Source organism: Leuconostoc suionicum (genome assembly GCF_001891125.1).
GTDB classification, from domain to species: Bacteria; Bacillota; Bacilli; order Lactobacillales; family Lactobacillaceae; genus Leuconostoc; species Leuconostoc suionicum.
Genome location: NZ_CP015247.1, coordinates 1,593,960 through 1,611,058 on the forward strand (window position 1 = coordinate 1,593,960; position 17,099 = coordinate 1,611,058).

Annotated in this window: 16 protein-coding genes; all 16 read right to left on the reverse strand. The window is 40.5% G+C overall.

Going from position 1 to position 17,099, the window contains the following annotated elements; translation table 11 throughout:
* Position 1: 1 nt before the first annotated feature.
* Positions 2–5,122: a phage tail protein gene (locus A6B45_RS07955; protein ID WP_072614093.1), complete on the reverse strand. Its 5,121-nt coding sequence runs from the start codon at positions 5,120–5,122 to the stop codon at positions 2–4.
* The gene (locus tag A6B45_RS07960) at positions 5,119–5,946 is read right to left on the reverse strand and encodes a phage tail domain-containing protein (protein ID WP_072614094.1); all 828 of its coding nucleotides are present in this window, start codon (positions 5,944–5,946) and stop codon (positions 5,119–5,121) included. The genes A6B45_RS07955 and A6B45_RS07960 overlap by 4 nt, the downstream gene beginning before the upstream one ends.
* Positions 5,946–9,674, reverse strand: a complete 3,729-nt coding sequence (locus tag A6B45_RS07965; RefSeq protein ID WP_072614095.1) for a phage tail tape measure protein — start codon at positions 9,672–9,674, stop codon at positions 5,946–5,948. The genes A6B45_RS07960 and A6B45_RS07965 overlap by 1 nt, the downstream gene beginning before the upstream one ends.
* Positions 9,661–9,897, reverse strand: coding sequence for a hypothetical protein (locus tag A6B45_RS07970; protein WP_061399460.1), 237 nt, complete (start codon positions 9,895–9,897; stop codon positions 9,661–9,663). Before A6B45_RS07970 ends, A6B45_RS07965 begins: the two co-directional genes overlap by 14 nt.
* 92 nt (positions 9,898–9,989) lie before the next feature.
* Positions 9,990–10,439 (reverse strand): tail assembly chaperone, encoded by a 450-nt coding sequence (locus tag A6B45_RS07975; RefSeq protein ID WP_072614096.1) that lies wholly within the window; start codon positions 10,437–10,439, stop codon positions 9,990–9,992.
* Positions 10,440–10,481: 42 nt separating this feature from the next.
* Complete coding sequence (locus A6B45_RS07980) at positions 10,482–11,078, reverse strand: phage major tail protein, TP901-1 family (RefSeq protein WP_061399458.1); 597 nt, start codon at positions 11,076–11,078, stop codon at positions 10,482–10,484.
* 13 nt (positions 11,079–11,091) lie between these two features.
* Positions 11,092–11,457 (reverse strand): hypothetical protein, encoded by a 366-nt coding sequence (locus A6B45_RS07985; protein ID WP_081371185.1) that lies wholly within the window; start codon positions 11,455–11,457, stop codon positions 11,092–11,094.
* Positions 11,454–11,816, reverse strand: a complete 363-nt coding sequence (locus A6B45_RS07990; protein WP_081371186.1) for an HK97-gp10 family putative phage morphogenesis protein — start codon at positions 11,814–11,816, stop codon at positions 11,454–11,456. Before A6B45_RS07990 ends, A6B45_RS07985 begins: the two co-directional genes overlap by 4 nt.
* 1 nt (position 11,817) lies before the next feature.
* Complete coding sequence (locus A6B45_RS07995; RefSeq protein WP_072614097.1) at positions 11,818–12,108, reverse strand: hypothetical protein; 291 nt, start codon at positions 12,106–12,108, stop codon at positions 11,818–11,820.
* On the reverse strand, positions 12,108–12,455 hold the full coding sequence (locus A6B45_RS08000; RefSeq protein ID WP_072614098.1) for a phage head-tail connector protein: 348 nt from the start codon (positions 12,453–12,455) through the stop codon (positions 12,108–12,110). The genes A6B45_RS07995 and A6B45_RS08000 overlap by 1 nt, the downstream gene beginning before the upstream one ends.
* 38 nt (positions 12,456–12,493) lie before the next feature.
* Entirely contained in the window at positions 12,494–12,670 is a 177-nt protein-coding gene (locus A6B45_RS10375) for a HeH/LEM domain-containing protein (RefSeq protein WP_373364400.1), read from the reverse strand.
* Positions 12,639–13,526 carry a phage capsid protein gene (locus tag A6B45_RS08010; protein WP_072614099.1) on the reverse strand — a complete coding sequence of 296 codons (888 nt, stop codon included), beginning with the start codon at positions 13,524–13,526 and terminating at the stop codon, positions 12,639–12,641. The genes A6B45_RS10375 and A6B45_RS08010 overlap by 32 nt, the downstream gene beginning before the upstream one ends.
* Before the next feature lie 14 nt (positions 13,527–13,540).
* Positions 13,541–14,158: a DUF4355 domain-containing protein gene (locus A6B45_RS08015; RefSeq protein ID WP_081371188.1), complete on the reverse strand. Its 618-nt coding sequence runs from the start codon at positions 14,156–14,158 to the stop codon at positions 13,541–13,543.
* Positions 14,159–14,322: 164 nt separating this feature from the next.
* Positions 14,323–14,565 (reverse strand): DUF6275 family protein, encoded by a 243-nt coding sequence (locus A6B45_RS08020; protein ID WP_072614100.1) that lies wholly within the window; start codon positions 14,563–14,565, stop codon positions 14,323–14,325.
* A gap of 12 nt (positions 14,566–14,577) precedes the next feature.
* Positions 14,578–15,534, reverse strand: coding sequence for a minor capsid protein (locus tag A6B45_RS08025; protein WP_072614101.1), 957 nt, complete (start codon positions 15,532–15,534; stop codon positions 14,578–14,580).
* Positions 15,524–17,098 (reverse strand): phage portal protein, encoded by a 1,575-nt coding sequence (locus A6B45_RS08030; RefSeq protein WP_072614102.1) that lies wholly within the window; start codon positions 17,096–17,098, stop codon positions 15,524–15,526. The genes A6B45_RS08025 and A6B45_RS08030 overlap by 11 nt, the downstream gene beginning before the upstream one ends.
* Position 17,099 lies beyond the last annotated feature (1 nt).

Sequence of the window (17,099 nt, forward strand, 5' to 3'; positions counted from 1 at the left end):
TTTATCCTGTAATCCATGGTTGGTCAACAGTATAGCTTCCCTTGATACTTGAATTGTTGAAGTCTTGATAGCCACCGTGAGATAGCATATACAAATCACCTTTATGTCCGAAAGCTATTCCGGCACCTGATATGTGCATGATAGCTGGAATTCCACTATTTATAGTTTGGAAGAATATTGCTTGTTGTGGATCACCCCATTTTCCATAGAAACCCTTACCATATTTCATGTAAATATTATCCATGAACGAAACGTTGTGATTAAACGCGACACCACCACCGATATTATAGTCACCAGCTGCTGCACTACCGGTTTTTAAGATAACCATTTCATCGTTATACAAATAGTTGGACGATGATTGGAACCCGAATGATGTGAAAGTAGAACCGACGTTCATTCCGATTAAGACACCGGTTTGTGTTCCGTTCAACCTTGTAGAGCCTTGTATAACAACCCCTCCGTTACCACCCATCGTGATCCTCATACCTTGCGAACCAAACGAAGTGGTGACGGTACCAGATGAAACCGTCATTCCGTCAGATGTGATATACGTACTTTGGTAAAGCCCATTCCAGTTTGACTGAATGAAGTTCGACACGTTACCAGTCAGTCTAGCAACATCAAGACTGATTATTTTAGCACTTGTTATTGAAGCGTCTCCAATCTGTGCCGTACCAATCGATCCATTTTTAATCATGGCCGAATTAATCCATGCCGTTCCGGTGATTTGCGTGCTTGGACTGTCGATAATAACATTCTTGCTAATCAGAGACATGCTATTGTTGTTTCCAACAATTCCACTGGTTATGGCTCCGATATTATCAGTGATACCAATACTCCAATTATCTTTCAACAATGATAATTGTGAAGAAATGTCATCGTTAGGTGTGTATTCCTGTAGCTTTTCGGTAGCTGTTACCATTGGTTGCGCAAATGTAGCCACTTGACCCGCGCCCGCAGCATTCACAATTAATGATACCTGTACTGTCACTGCATTGATTGGAGCTGTAAAACCTTCGTTAAATAACTTGACCCAATACGGACTACTTACTTGACTAGTAAACCTTGAAGCACTCGATATTCTTTGGTCGTCCTTATCATGAAACCAAATATCCAGCATTGCCATTCCGTCGGCTAATCCACCATTAGTGTAATGAACTAATACAGAAGCACTATACTTCTTGCCACCGTAAACTGGTATTTTTTTAGTCCAGTAACCTTGATAGCCAGCTGATGTTGACTTAACAGAAACTTGCCCGCTATATCTGTTTTCTGTATTGTATTTTGTACTTCCAGATATATTAACCGTTCCGCTCGCTGCATAACCGTAACTTTGAGAGAACTCCGAATTGGGGAAAAGGTTAGATGAACCAACTTTGGCCAATATTCCGTCAGCAGTTTGAGATATGACAGATTTCATTCCAGTCTCACTAGAAGTTATGCTGCTTTGAGTGAAGTCTTTAGCACTTTGCAAAGTATTAGAATCGCCAGTTTTTCTGTCAGTTATTTCTTGTGAAATCTGGTTTGACGTTTGGTTTATCTTGGTTTGCATACCAGAAATGTTATTAGTCGCCGTGCTTAAGGTTCCTTCTGCTGTTTGAACTCTGCTGGTCAGGTTACTAATGTTAGTCCCTTGGTTAGAAACTGTATTTGTTATGCCATCGATGGTTAATTGTTGGTTAGAAACCTTAATATTATTATTATAATTACCTTGAACATAATCACCAATCGTACTATTGAATACCAGCATTGGTTGCTGGAATAAACTTCCGTTAGGAATTGTTGAAGCAATCAGGAATCCTAACGATATGTAATAAACACCATCAGGTATTGTTATTCCTTCTACCTTGACGAATCCTGTATTAGAACGACTGGCTCCCGCTATCTCATTAGAGTTTGTGTTAGGAACGTTTATGATATTACCGTCCTTATCGGAACAGTTAATATACGACCAAATAACAATACTGGATAACTTATTAACCGAATAAGAAACTTTCATTCCCGATTTAACAGCTATCGGTTCTGATTGTAGTCTTGTCGGAGAACCATCAATTTTAACTAATACGTTAGATCCGTTAACCGGAGTTCCTAAGGAAGCCTTGATATCTTTTCCGTGCAAACCGCGATCGTACCAGCCAGCAAAATCAGGAGAAAACTCTGTATTGACGAGCTGATTTATTTGACCCATAGCGTTTATTTTGCCTTGAATCGAATTAACGCTTGAATTTATCCCATTAATATCAACGTTTATCTGCGATATTTTCGCAGTGTAATCAGACTTTGCATTATCCAAATCCGTCTTTGTGGCACGGAGATTAATAGCAGTTGTATTTTGAGAAATTTTACTTTCAGCAGAAGATACTCTGTTATCGTTAGAAGTTTTATACGAACCAATTGTTGTTACCGCAGAATCAGCAGTTTGTTGTGCTGTCGAAACCTTGGTCGTTAACTCACTTGTCATAGCGTTGTAATCTGATTGGCTTACTTTCGTGGCCACTTGAGTTGCCGTTTGAGTAATATCAGATTGCGCCTTGGTTATACGTCCATCTGCATCAGTCTTATAGGCATTTAGTGCAGTTGTTGCTTGGTCTGCTGTTAGCTGTGCTTTAGCAGTTGCACTATCTACGTCCTCTGGAGCAGGAGTCCAATCAGTTGGTATGTTTCCAGATTCCAACTTAGGTAATTTAACATATACATCCAAAGCTGTGTTAAAACTATTAAAATAGATAATAACTGGATTACTTCCATTAGCCACACCATTTGATGATATTCTAGTCCAATCACTTGGAACATTTCCTGTAGGGCTATTAAAAGGCGTTGAAGCCTCTACCCCTATATGTTTATCAGAATATACACCAGTTCCTTTTATATCAAAGCTCAATGACCACGACTGACCCTTAGCTACTACAGATTGACTAAAATATATACCGGCGTTACCAGAACCACCCTTTGGTGAAGTTATATGCCACATATTAGTTGTGGCGTCATAAGCTACTTTAGTGGTGGTTGTGGCGGTGTTATTACCGTTAGTAAAAGTCAATAGTTTAGAATTAACTAATAAGTTTCTACTACCTACAGCCAGGTTATCAACCTTTGTAACAGTTGCATCGAACCCATCAGCACGTTGTTGCAGTGTACTAATTGAACCTGATTGCTGACCTTGAACAGCCTGTAATTGGCTGACCGTTTGCTTGGTACCATTCGCGTCAGATTCAATCGTATTCATTCTAGAATCTTGTTGGCCATCTTTTTGATTGATAGAAACGATATCCTGTTTGGATTGATTAGCCGTTTGCGTAACCGAGTTGACATCAGTAGTCAATTGACCAGTCTTGGTGTTGTATTCGGTTTGGCTAACCTTGGTCTTAACTTCATTCAACGCTTGCGTAGCGGTTGATTGCGCTGTTGTAATCTTGCCATCGGCGTCTTGCTTATTCTGCGTTATTTTAGAAGTCAAACTAGAAGCTGTTTCGTCAATCTTCTTATTGATAGTACCATCAGCTGTCGTAGCGGCAGCTATTGCATCTTGTTTAGCCGAGTCAGCATATCCTTGCGCCTTAGAATCTAGTGTAGCTACCGCAGTTGTTCTATCAGAGACTTCTTTTTGCAGGTCCGCTGTCAACGATTGCTTGGCAGTGTTTAGATTGTCAGTGGCTGTATCTAACGTTTCTTTAGCAACCACGGCAGTGTTTGCTTTCGCGTCAGACAAAGCTTTATCAGCCATAGCCTGTGCCTTGTTATTGAAATCCCCATCTTTGATAGCTAAATCAGCCTGCGACTTAGCAATGTCGTTCATCACTTCTTGTTGGGAAATATTGTTCTCTTCGATTGCTGTGGCAGTGTTTTCATTTGCCTGTGCTATCGCTTCATTTACGCCAGCCTCGATTTGCTCACCCATTTCTGGATCAATACGTTTTTCCCAGTAGTACGTTCCGTCTGCTTTTTTAGTATAGATGTATAATACTCGTCCATCGCCGCTTTGGACCCATGCAAGATCACCCTCGTTGGCAGTTTTTGGTAAATCGTTAATGTCATTTAGATGATATGATTTGTTCTTTCCATTTGCCGCAATTAAAGCAATGTTAGCATCTGTTGCTGCCTGTCCAGCAGAAATCACCGCATCTTCTACCTTATTGGCTATCGAAGCGTTAGCATCTTGATATTTTTTCGTTAAGCCAATATCCCCAGCTGTAACACTATAACTAATACGTGTACCGTCAGCAGCAAATTCATCGTCGATACTGATAATGCGAATTCTTTGTTTGAAATCTAGGTTCTCGTCAACGGCAGTAAGCCAATCACCGACGTTAGCCATTTTGTAAGGATACCCAGCGACAGATAAATCATATAAAGACAAATTAACGGAAATAGAGAAACTAGTATCAACTTGAAATTTGACAGCATCTAATAAATTAGATTCAATTGTATAGCGTTGGTCGTCAATAGGTTCTGCTTGTAACTTTCCGTACACACTTGCTAATGGGCTTGTGTAGGTCACGTGCAACCTGTCACCAGTCATATTTTCTTGGTCCGCGTAAGCTCCAAAACCTTCACCATAAGTGACAAAACCTGATGCATCATTTTCTATTGTCATATCGGACAAGTTGAAACCATATCGAACAATAGTAGATAGGTCCGTTCCAATGTTTTTAAATATTGAAACAAGCGTGCCATTTATCTCAAATTCCCCCTCAATGCTAGTAATAACGTCATTGAACAAGGAAAGCTTATTCTTCATCCCCCAATTGTCTTTTGCAATAGCATTAGGGTTGAAATTTAGTGCATAGGAATAACCCGTGTTAGCAAATATTTGATCTAAATACCACTTAATCGTGTGGCTGCCGCTGGTTTCTGAATAGAGAACATTTTTTGCCATGTCCCAGAAAAACTTGTGAATTGCATCGAACGAGACACTATTATCGTTATCATTACGTTCAAAATAAGTGACTATATAAGGTTCATTGTCAAATTCAAGCGACCAGCCTTTGTCAATTTTATTTAATACATCATCGCCATCATACAACGTACCAGTTAGTGATTTTTCGCCGTTCAGCGCACTTTTACGTTGTATAGTCCCGACCGCAAGAAATTTATTACCAGCGATATTTTTAAATGTAATCATAGGTATAACTCCTTGTAATCATGAATTTCCAGTGTTGCCGTAATTGAGCACGTAACAGCCACCGTGCCGCCTGTTGACGGTTCTAGTACAAAGTATTCAAGATTGGTGTTGTCATTGATTGATAGTGTGTTTTTGAGATTATACACGCCGCCTATCTTGAACACATCGCCACTTGCCACAGTTCCGCTATAAGTCCATGTTCGCAAACCTACTTTGAGGGAAATAAAACTTGCTGCCTGCTTAGCAGTTAATTGTATGTAAAAAGGCACCTCCAATTGAGATGCCGTGACTGTTCCTGCATAAGGTATTGCATTTGTAACAGTAGCCGTTTTTGGTTTTGATTCTCCAAATGGTAATACAGCCGTTATGAAACTAATGCTTAACTTATAAATTTGGTTATTATTGACACTCCCAGCTAATTCTGGTGCAAATGTGTCCTCAAGTGTTACATAAAAGCGCTTGTTGCTTTCCACGCCACCTGTTTGTCCTAACTTGTTGCCCGTTGTTTGCCCCGGTCTCTCAAAACCATATTGAGCAGCATCAGAATAGATTGGTGTGATGTAATAGGGTGTTGCACTGCCTAAAAGCTGATACAACCAATTATGTTTAGTTTCATAATCCGATTGGCTACTTGTTTGCATATAACCAGTGTAAGTTAACTTTTTCTCCAGATAGCCGCCGCCAAAATTCAATTTCCCGTTACGCCCTTTGAAAGATATAGTATTTGCAGTAAGACTAGGCGTACTTTCATCGAAATCAAAGGTGACAATGTTTTTACTGCTTAATCTCACACTCGTCGCGTTGTTTGTAATCAATAAATCCATTAAATACCTCCTGTAATCAATTTTGTCGTAGCCTGCCTACGTGCATTTTTACTGTTGACTGTCGTCGTAATTTTATCCCCAACGATTTCGTTGTGAACTTCAAAGACCGGTGCTTGTGTTGATTGTTCAGCAACCTCATCGCTTAATGCAGATAACCCACCATTTATTTGTCCAGCCACTCCTGTACTACTTGCTGTCAGTTGAGCACTAGCCACGTATTTCTGTTGTCCAAACTCATCAGCAATCTGCCCTGCATAAGACGAAACCGACTTTTTAACATCAGCAAAGCTTGCATTTAAGGAGCTTCCAAATCCACCCATAATTGCAGTACCGGCGGGAATAAGCAATTTTTTATCATAACTAATCGGCCCCTTATGGGCTTTGATCCAACTAGCGATACCACCAACGAAAGAAGTTATAGCTCCCCAAACAGACTTCAAACCATTTAAGAATCCGTTCATGATTGCACTACCGGCTCCAAACAAACTAAAGTTCATCGCTCCCATAATTGCGCCTTTAACACTGTTCCATATTCCAGAAACCCAACCAACAACACCGCCCCAAGCACTACGCAAACTACCAAATGCATTACTTGCCATGCTTCTAATTGTCGATACTATTCCACTCCAAGCACCAGATATTGCACTTCTTGTTGAATTCCACAATCCACTTACAAATCCTGATACTCCACTCCAAGCGCCACGAAGTGAATTAAAAGCATTGCTTGCCATTGATGAAACTACAGAAACAATCGCACTCCATATTCCAGAAATTATCCCTTTGGCTGAATTCCAAATAGATGAAACAACTCCTGCTATGGCAGACCAAATTGATTGTAGTGTGTGTACAGCATTGCTTGCCATCGAGCTAACAATACTAACGATTGTGCTCCAAACTGAAGAAACGACAGACGATACCGCATTCCATATTCCTGAAGCGATTGCTATCAATCCGTTCCATATGGACGATACAACATTAACGGTTGTGGTTACTATCGTTGTAATAGTCGTTAATATTACGTTCCATATTGCTGTTGCCGCCCCCACAATACCATTCCATATTGCACTTATAATTCCAGCGAAACCGTTCCAAACAGCCACAATAGCATTAACGATTGTCGTGATTACCGTTACCAACACATTCCATATTGTAGTAAACAAAATGACGTTTGCTTGCCATACCGCCGATAGGTAAGGCGCTAGAAAGTTCCAAGCAGCTACAATTCCATTGACGATAGCAGTAACTACTGCGACTATTCCGTTCCAAATTGTGCTAAATACAACTACAATTCCTTGCCATAGTGCACCAAGCAGAACACCTAATCCGACCCAAGCCATTTGTATGCCTAATATAACTGTTTGTACGACAATCAGGATTGTATTCCAAATGTCTTGAAATATAGAAACCAAATTAGCTAAAGATGACTGTAAAAACGACACAAAACCAGCCCATAGCGCCTGACCTGTTTTAGTCATTGTAAAGAAATAAACCAGACCGGCTACTAAGGCGACAACGGCGGTGACTACCAATCCTATAGGATTGGCGACTAGGGCTGCGTTAAATAGCATCATTCCAATTCTTGCTGTTTCAATAGCCGACTTAACACTTGTTATGATGGTTACAACGATTGAATAAGCCTTAAAGGCAACCAATAGAGCGCCAGCTGTTACAATGACAGCTTGGATAATATCTCTGACTGCTTGTATTTTCATAGCAGCAGAAATAAAATTAGCCACTGCTGTTATAACAGTTCCTATGATTGTTACAACATTACCAATGAATTGACCAACGTTTACAAATACCTGACCAGCTGTTCCGACACCCCCAAATGATTGTATTGTAGATTTAATAACTGACCATAACGCAGAAACAATTGAAACAACAGCTCCGATTACAGCTGTAACCGCGTTCCAAGCCGATTGTATGGCTCCTGTTGACAAAAATCCAGTGATTAACGAAACCACCGAATCTCTAACTACCCCAATAACGGTTTCTACAGCTGATAAAACAGAACCGACAGACAGCCAAGACGATTTAATTGATCCTGTGTTACTTATAACGGTAATAACTGAAGTAACGATATTACCAAATGCTATAACGATATCCATAAGAGCGCTAAAAACCACAACAACAGTATCTGAAAGTTTATTAAAGTTCATTCCAGTTGTCACCTTAGAAAATGACCTAATGGCATTATCAGCAAAACTTTTGAACCCAGAAACGGCAGTATCGACAAACGACATAACCGTGTTTTTAATAAAATTAAACGCAGGCGCTAGCGCTGTTTTAAACGAGTTAGCTAAGTTTTGAATAGTCTTTCTAAACTGTTCACTAGTGTTATAGGCGTAGACAAAAGCGGCCACTAATGCAGCTAGTGCCAATACGGCAAGACCTACCGGGCTTATAAACAAACCTTTCAACGCTGTCCCCACAGTACTCATAACACTGCCTATTCTAGTTGCAGCAGTTAAAAACGACCCTGTTGCCAGAGTCGCTGCACCTATAATTGGAGACAATCCCAAGAAAGTTCTTATTCCACTTCCTATTGCACTGTTAGATGTAGTAGCCCATTCCAATGTGCTACTCATCATGTCAACAATACTAGAAATAACACCGGCACTCCCTGCCATTGCAGCATTTCTAAGCGCTTCCCAGTTACCACCAACTTGTTCAATCTTTGACCCCAAGTTTTTCTGCATTTCGTTGGCTTGATTATTAAGAAATGAAGTGGCGGTTGCAGTATCTCCTGAAGCGAGTTGCATTGCCTTGCTATAAGCGTCCCAACTGGTAGTGGTATTGTCGGTCTTATCTTTGATAGATTTCATCAAAGGCAATATGGCAGCCATACCAGATGAACCAAACATAGTCTTTAATGCAGCCGCCTTGTCAGATGAGGACATACCGTCCATTGAATCTGCTATTTCATTTAATATTTGCGGCAAGGGCTTCATATTACCTTGTGCGTCATTGAAATTAAGACCTAAAGCAGCTGCTTGCTTTGCTGCTTTATCAGATGGAGCTTGCATAAGAAGTAATGCGTGGTTTAAATCCAACGATGCCTGTGCAGCACTGAAGCCTTTGTTGGTCAGCAATCCAATAGCTTCAGATGTATCAGTCATGCTGATTCCGGCATTAGATGCAGTACCACCAATAGTTGCTAATGCTTGTTGCATATCCTCGATTGATGCATTAGATAAGTTAGCTGTTTCCGTCAAAATAGCAGCCGCTTGTTGAGGACTTTCCAACGAGTCGCCCCAGATGTTCATTGATTGTTGAACAACGCTAGCGGTTGTCTGCAAATCGGCGCCAGCAGCAGTAGCAGCTTCAGCAATAGCAGGAAATTCTTTCTTTATTGTTTCAAGCGACGCGCCATCGCGGGCCATCGCGACCATAGCGTCTGCGGCATCTTGTGCACTTATGGGTAAAACTGCACCCATGTGGTTAGCGACATCAGCTAACCCTTGAATATCTTTTGAAGTGCCTCCAGCAATAACAGCTGCCTTGTTCAATGAAGACTGAAAGTCACCAAATCCATTAACACTTTTGACCCCGAGTGCCGTTATTGCCGCCCCTGTTACCGCTAATGTTTTACCAATGCTAGATATGGCCTGGCTTGTACTGCTCATAGCGCTGCTGGTAGAACTGGAGAGTGATTTCATCGCTGATTGATAGTCTGATATATCAGCTCCAACGTGCGCAACAACTTCTCCGCCATTATATGTTGCCATTTTCACCCCTTTCTCCACCAAATGCAGTAGCTACTTTGCTATACAACTCAATTCGCTTTTGCTTGACAGTTTGTGCCTCTTCTGGCTTGTATGCCTGTTCGAGTAAGCGCTCCTCTTTAGCGCGATCAAATACCTTTTTAAATTTAGGTTTCTTTGCATTACTAAAATATCCGATATTTGCGGCTAATACAGCTAAGCGTTCACGTTCGTCAATGTTAGCCATTTGAACGCCTTTAATTACCGCATCCAACTCCCATCGATATAAGCTTAAGACCCAATCAATATCAAATATCCCGAATCTTGCACATGTCTCGATTAGAGATTGTCGTTCAGCAATTTCAGAATACGTTCGATGGCCGCCACTTGTTGCTCTACCTTTTCTGTTTGTATCTTCTTCTTCAGATTCGGAAGGGCTTCCTCGATGTTCTCCTTCTGCGTGATGATTGACTTCTTGAAAAAACCGCTATTTTTCAACTCATCCTTCAATTCGTCTAGCGTTTCATCAATCTTTTCACCTTCTTCAGTGATTTCATCAACCGCAGTAAATATGTCATCTTCCGATGCTTTACCGACATTTCCAGCAACTTTAATAATGTCAACAATTACTGATGTGTCACCCATCAGGATACGAGTAAATAGATTTGTGGCACCGTCTCCTAGGTTGTTCCCGTTGTCATCAACGTTGCTAAAATCTCGATTAGCATTAAACAAGGCCTTAAAATTGAATTTCAAAGTTGATGTGTTTTTACCGATTGTTACTTCCATGATTTAATCCTCTTTCAATTGTTATGTAGAGGGCATATGCCCTTATTGTCCTAAGTCGTCAGATCCAAAATCGCCAGTAGTTTCACCTGGGCGTTCGAATTTGGCTAACTCTTCCAATGCTGATAATTGTTCATCAGTCAATGGGAATGTGCCGTCGGTCAATTTACCGATGATATTTAATGTGTAGTCAGCACTAACTAAATCGTCCCCATCATCAATATCGAGACTATCGACTACTCCATAGCCAAACATTGCGGGAAATGCTTGATGGGTTTGTGCTGGTTCGGCGTCGTCTTGCTCTTGTATAGCGAAGCGTTTATCTACGTTGACCCGCCAAACTTTCACTTGGTGTCCGTTGTGTTTTGCATCTTTGATAATGTCGATTGCCTTGTCACCAGGCACAACGTATGTTGACAATTCAATAGAATCTTCATTAGTTGAAGGCATAACAACTCGTCCAAACTTTGTTTGTTCATCAATTGAGTCGCCTTCAATACTTGTTGATCCATCTGTTTGTGCTGCAGGTAAAATTGCTTTACTTCCAACCGCTGCGCTCGTTGCTTGAATGAAGTACCAAATCTTTTTACCTAATGTGGGCGTGCCTTTTGTTGTTTCAACACCATTATCTACATATGCCATGTATATATCTCCTTTAAATAATTGCTGTCACAATAAAAATCACATGATAGACATCTCGTCCTACCGAATCATCGGTAATGGTATTCGAGGTCACTCGTGTGATTTGTGGTGTGGCTTGTTTAATTCGTAATTTAACGCTGTAAATTGATTCTTCCAGCGCCGATCTACTGTCAATTGAGTAGAATAGATCAATTTGTAAATCTGTTGTAAGTACCTCATAACCATTCTTTCCAGAGGGTGCGTCATCATCAAAGTGAGTACCAATCACAATGAATGGTTCAGGTACTGTTGCATCAGGTAGTCGTGATTTAACTGGAATGTCGCCAGCTTTAAGACTGTCACGGATACTATTTATCAACGTATTCATTGGTGATGTCATCTAAGCCCTCCTTTCAGCAAGTTTTGAATCTTTTGAAATAGAAACGGTGACTCCTGTTTCACGGCTGGTCGCATAAATGATTTGCCTGCCATCTTACGCGTACCAAATTCCTGATAAACAGAATATTCAGCACTTGAGGTAACATCTGCACTTAACATTCCGGTTTTTTCAGAAGCAATGTGTTGCTTCAAATACCCGGTGTCGACAGGGGCGTAACTTTTAGCTCTTTTTTCAACACGGTTGGCAGTATTTAGAATAATATTTCCGGCCTCTCGCTGAATAATTGATGGCTGCCTATTAAACTTTTTTATCAAGTCGTCAGCACCATCAAATGTGATTGTCATTTTTGATTTAGCCATATTACACCGAACCTATAATCACCACAGTGTTATGTCTTGCTTGTATAACCGCCTGTGGCTTTCTCTGAACTTCTTTATAGACAACATAATCAACTTGTTCAACTTTATTTTTAAAGTGAATAGCAAGTGCATTAGAGTCATATTTACCAAATACACCCATATTCATTGCTTGTGATACTCCAGTAATTCGGCACGGCAACCAATCTGATGTAATCAGCTTAACTTCGTCGTCCCAGCCGTTATTATCCACTTTCTGATTGGTAATGATTTTAACGCGGTCATTGTATCTCATCAGACAAACCTCGCTATGCCGTTGCCACCCTTTTTCTTGCGATACTTGGATAGATAAACAGCATAATCAGCCACATCATCATCAGACCACGTAGCCGTCACGTCACTCTCACCAGATGACTTTTTACCCTCGTCACCAATACGGTTAAAGCGTCTGATTGTGATTTCGCGCAACAACCATGACATCTCATTAGGAAACGTTGTAGCGTTGTTTCCATCTTGATTGATGTAGCTTAGCAGCCGAGCTTCACTATCTTCCAACAGCAGATTTAATAAATCATCTTGCTTGTTGTCTGTGATTGAAACAAGCAGTTTGACTTTAGTTAAATTATTAGTTTCATCTGCCATAGCTCCTCCTTAACAGGCTTCACACCCTATTCGACAGATTAAGCGTCTGTGTCGTTGACTAATGCTAATAAGTCAGCCTTTACAGCGCTTGATGAATAAGATACACCATGTGCATCTAACCACGCCTTGATTTCAGCCACTGTATTATCATCGGTTGGTTTAGCTGGCGTTTCATCAGCCGTGTTATTCGCCTGTACTGGGCGCTGCAGCTGCAATAGTTGCTTCGACAACACCATCTGGAATTTCAGTAAATAGCTTGAATGCACCAGTAAATACTGATTCCAACGTCAAGTTAGATACAGTCTTGTCAGAAACAACGGCCAACAAACCTGTTTCATCTGTGTAATCAACAAATGAACCTTTCAGTGGTGAATTAGCCATGTCAAGGTATGCCAAGACAATGTTATCCACGGCGGTAGTATATACCTTACCTTGTGGAATTGAGCCCAAAGCAATAACGCGATCAGCTCCGATAAAGTTTTGCAACAACGTCATACCATAAGCGTTCGAGGCGTCTGCTTGAACGGGCTTTCCAGATAAGAAATTAGCAACGTCCATTGGATTAACAAACGATACAAATGATTGACCTTCGAATTCTGGCACCAGTTGCAACTTTCCCCATGATTGAGACAAAGCGATTTGCAAATCAGTGGCCGAAATCTTTGTATTGGTAGTTCCCAAGAAAGAAACAAAATCAGTCTTAACGCCTGATTGAATTTCACGCATCAAACGTTTGTCTGATTGGTCAATAGCAATATTTGCACCGTGACGTGCCACAGCTTCGGCAGAAACAGCACGGCGCTTCTTCAACCATTCAACCTTAACAGTACGGTCAAGCGCACGAGTTACCTTTGACAAAGGAATTGTTTCACCCTCACCAACCGTTGCTGCCGTGTCCATATCAACAGCCCACTTGTACAAATTGATTTGCATATCAGCCGTCATTGGTTCTTTGCGAGTTACACCCAAAAGAGTTAATAGATCATTGATTGATGTTCCAAATTTGTTAACGAAGTCAATTGACTTAATCGTCCCCAAATCAGCCATCACGTTTAAATTATTTTCAGCCATGCTTGTAGTTCTCCTTATTTAAATAAATTAATGTTCTCGGCAATTAGTCTCTGGCGTTCAACCGTGTCGGCTACTTTCAAAATTTCACTTTTGGTTAACGCTCCAGTCCGACCACCTGCTTTTGGATTGTTGCCTTTAAGCTTTTCATTGACAGCAGCTTCAATAGCCTTGTCAAATTCTGCTTTAATGGCACCGATATTATTTTTTGTTGTTTCAGCGTCTTCTGATAGCACCATATCAACAAACGAATCAGGCAGACCGCTTTCTTCAAGCTGGTGTTTAGCCTCATAGCGATACTCGCGCATGTTAAGCTCTTTTTCACGCTTATCCAATGTTTCTTGCTTAGCCTTGTCTTCTGCTTCCTTACGTTCAGCAGCAGACATCTTAGCAAGTTTTTCAGCATTACTAATTTCTGTTTGCTTTTCCTCGTCCCACTTTGCTTTAGCAGTCTGCAAAGCATTGGCGATACGCTTATCAACTTCGGAATCAAATTCCTTTGGCGTAAACGTCAACTTGTCATCATATACTTCTTTATCGTTTGCTTGTGATTCAGGTAATGTACCGTCTGGTTTTCCACCTTTTTGAGCATTAACATTATCTTGCATTGTTGGTGTTGTCACTTCATCAGCCATATTAAATTCTCCTGTATTTTTAGCCCATACACACTGTTATTACTATAATGTCCCGTGCACACAGCTAAGCCCACACACAACGTTCATAACAGCCCATACACACTTATTTGAATAGATTTAACGACGTGTTCAGGTCAAAATAAAAACACCAACTTTCGTCAGTGTTATAAATCAACTTTGATGGCTTCATTAGAGGCCTTTTTGTAAGTGTCCAAGTAAAGCTCACCCTTATCACCGTTATAGGTCGCTTCATAGTAAAGTCCATTTGCTTGTGGAACATCACTCGAAAATAGCCCTTTGATGTTCTGCAATGTCTTGCACTGCCAGACCATATAGACCTCTTCTTTTTTGCATGCCAACTGTTTTGCAATTTCATCTTCAACAAAACTCATAAAACTTTTATCCATTTTTATCTCCTTTTAAAAATCCCAATCCATATCCGGTAAACCATCTACCGTGTCTGAATCGAGATATTTATTGTATTTAGTTAAATCACTTGTCGCCGGTACGATTGTACTTCGACAGTTAGGGTGCATTGCTGGTGCATTTGTTCCTGGTAAAAATTCACTGATTGGAAATGTTTGACCATTTAATTCACGACATATAGATGATGTTCGATTATCCATAACAGCCACAAACTCATATTCTTTAACGCCCATATTATCGTATCGCTTGGCAGTTGAAGCGTTAGCAACATAAGTTGATTCAGTTCTTACTAACCGTTCTGTGTTTGGTTTAGTACCACCAAATGTATCACGCAATTTCTTAGCTGTGACACGTGGATTAGTGCCGTTAATAGCTGCCTTAACTAGCTCATCTTTCAACTTGTTAGCCAGAACATCATTATCACGCCATATTCTTTGCGAATAACTAGCACCGCTCCATTCCATTTGTAGGATTGATTCAATCTCACGTTCATTCAGTGTTTTGATTGCATTACCAACCGACAAAGCGCTGTATATATATGCACTTTCTTTAGCTAGATACGCGGTAAACGCCTCTGATTGAGCGTTGCTAGCCTGTAATATCCTAAAATCAATCTCTAGCTTCAAAAGTTCTAATCGACTAATCTTAGATGTCATGTACTGAGCGTTCAATCGTTTTAATAGCTCTGGATTGTCCTTGTTTGACTTTCGATAGGCATTTGCACGTTTCACATAGTCGTCAAGGTCAACAGCTCTCACACGTTTCCTAGCTTCATCATACGAGATTGTATTCTTATCTGCATACTTCTCATAGAAATCATCTATCTTACGTGAGACATCATCAGACGCAGCTTGATATTCTTTCAACACAGCATTAGTCAGCTCCGTGTCTTTAACATCTAGCAAATCCATAATTGCCTTTGTGCGCTTTTCCCAATAATTATCGGCCATTTACACCACCATCATCAGGTTTTAACTGTGCGTAACCAGTTTGCGTTTGAAAGTTATTAGCCTCTTGTTGTTTTTCATCAGACAACCGTTTCATTTCTGTATCAGCATCAACACCGGTAAATGTCTCAAGTAGCGAGAATAATGTCTCTTCACTGATAACCCCATATAGCTGTTTAAGCTGCGAGACACGTTCTTCATCATTCTGTGGCACGTTTGGTGTGAACTTAACTTGAATGTCGTTAATCAAGTCATACAAGCCCTCTTGCTTGCCTGTTGTTGATACGCTGTTCTTGATAGCCCACACATTACCAAGCAAACGCAAACGGCGCATAATTCCACGCGTCATCAGACGTTCTTTGGTCTTGCGCAGATTGTCATTGCCCATAAGCTTGTACTTCATAGCTTCACCGGACTGTGTACCAGCAAAGTTCTGGTCATTAGTATCTGGTGTAAACGTGAAACGTAGGATATCATCAACTAGCCGCTTCTTGTACGCTTCAGCTCCGGTTGAATCATAAGTCTTGGTCAAATAGAAAGCATTTGGATTGGGTCCGTCTGGATCACTATTGTTATCCATTATCAGCATTCGAGCTTTTTTCATATCCTCAAATACAGATGTACTAGAATTTACTGTCAGTATCGGTTTACCAAAATCATCAAGCAGCGGTTTGCCATCGGCGTCTAATTGATACTCCGGCTCTGCTGTTCCAGTTACTGGATTACCAATTAACACTAGGTAGGCGTCGTTCATATCTTGCTGAAAGTTAGCTAGTTCTGACTGTGATAGGTCATAGGCATCAATTCCATCTAGTACGCTTTCAAAGTCACCCAATCGTTCCTCGTTATTCTTATACTCGTTGATTGGCACACCATTATAAGCATGTTCGTCAACGTCAACAAACGTCATGCTGCTAAACGAAGATGATTCAGACTTATAGTAATATATCTTGTCTGCTGTATAGACTTCCACGAAGCTATTTGTATCGCTTTCGCTATAACTGATTTGATAAAAGCGCACACCGAACAATGAATTAGCAGCAATCGTGTCATCATAAACGACAAATGTTTGCTCTGGTTCAAGTTTAGTAATGCGCTCTTGTGCATTTGTATCTGAATAAACCAGCTCATATGCACGTCCGTATATACTCAAATCTGTTTCGAGCAATCCGTCATGATAATCAGCACCGTTTTGCTTTGAAAATTCGTTAATCTTATCAAGCAAGTTTTCACTATCGCTGTCATAAGTAATTGGATTGCCTAACATATAACCTTGCATAAACACGGTAATGTACTTAGCCCAATCACTAGCAATACGATTGTCAGCGCGGTCTTTGTCTCGTCCTGTGTCACGATACTTAATGTTGTTGTCAGCTAGATAATAACGCTTCAACTCTTGCAAACGTGGTAACTGCCTAGATTGAAATGACGTGATGTAATCATTGACCTTTTCAATAAATCCAGTCGAACCCATGTCAACAATATTTTCAAAGTCGTTAGCCGACATTTTAAACACTTCATTTGCTTGCGGTCCAAACCTTGTTTTAGTTAAAAAATCTATTGTCATA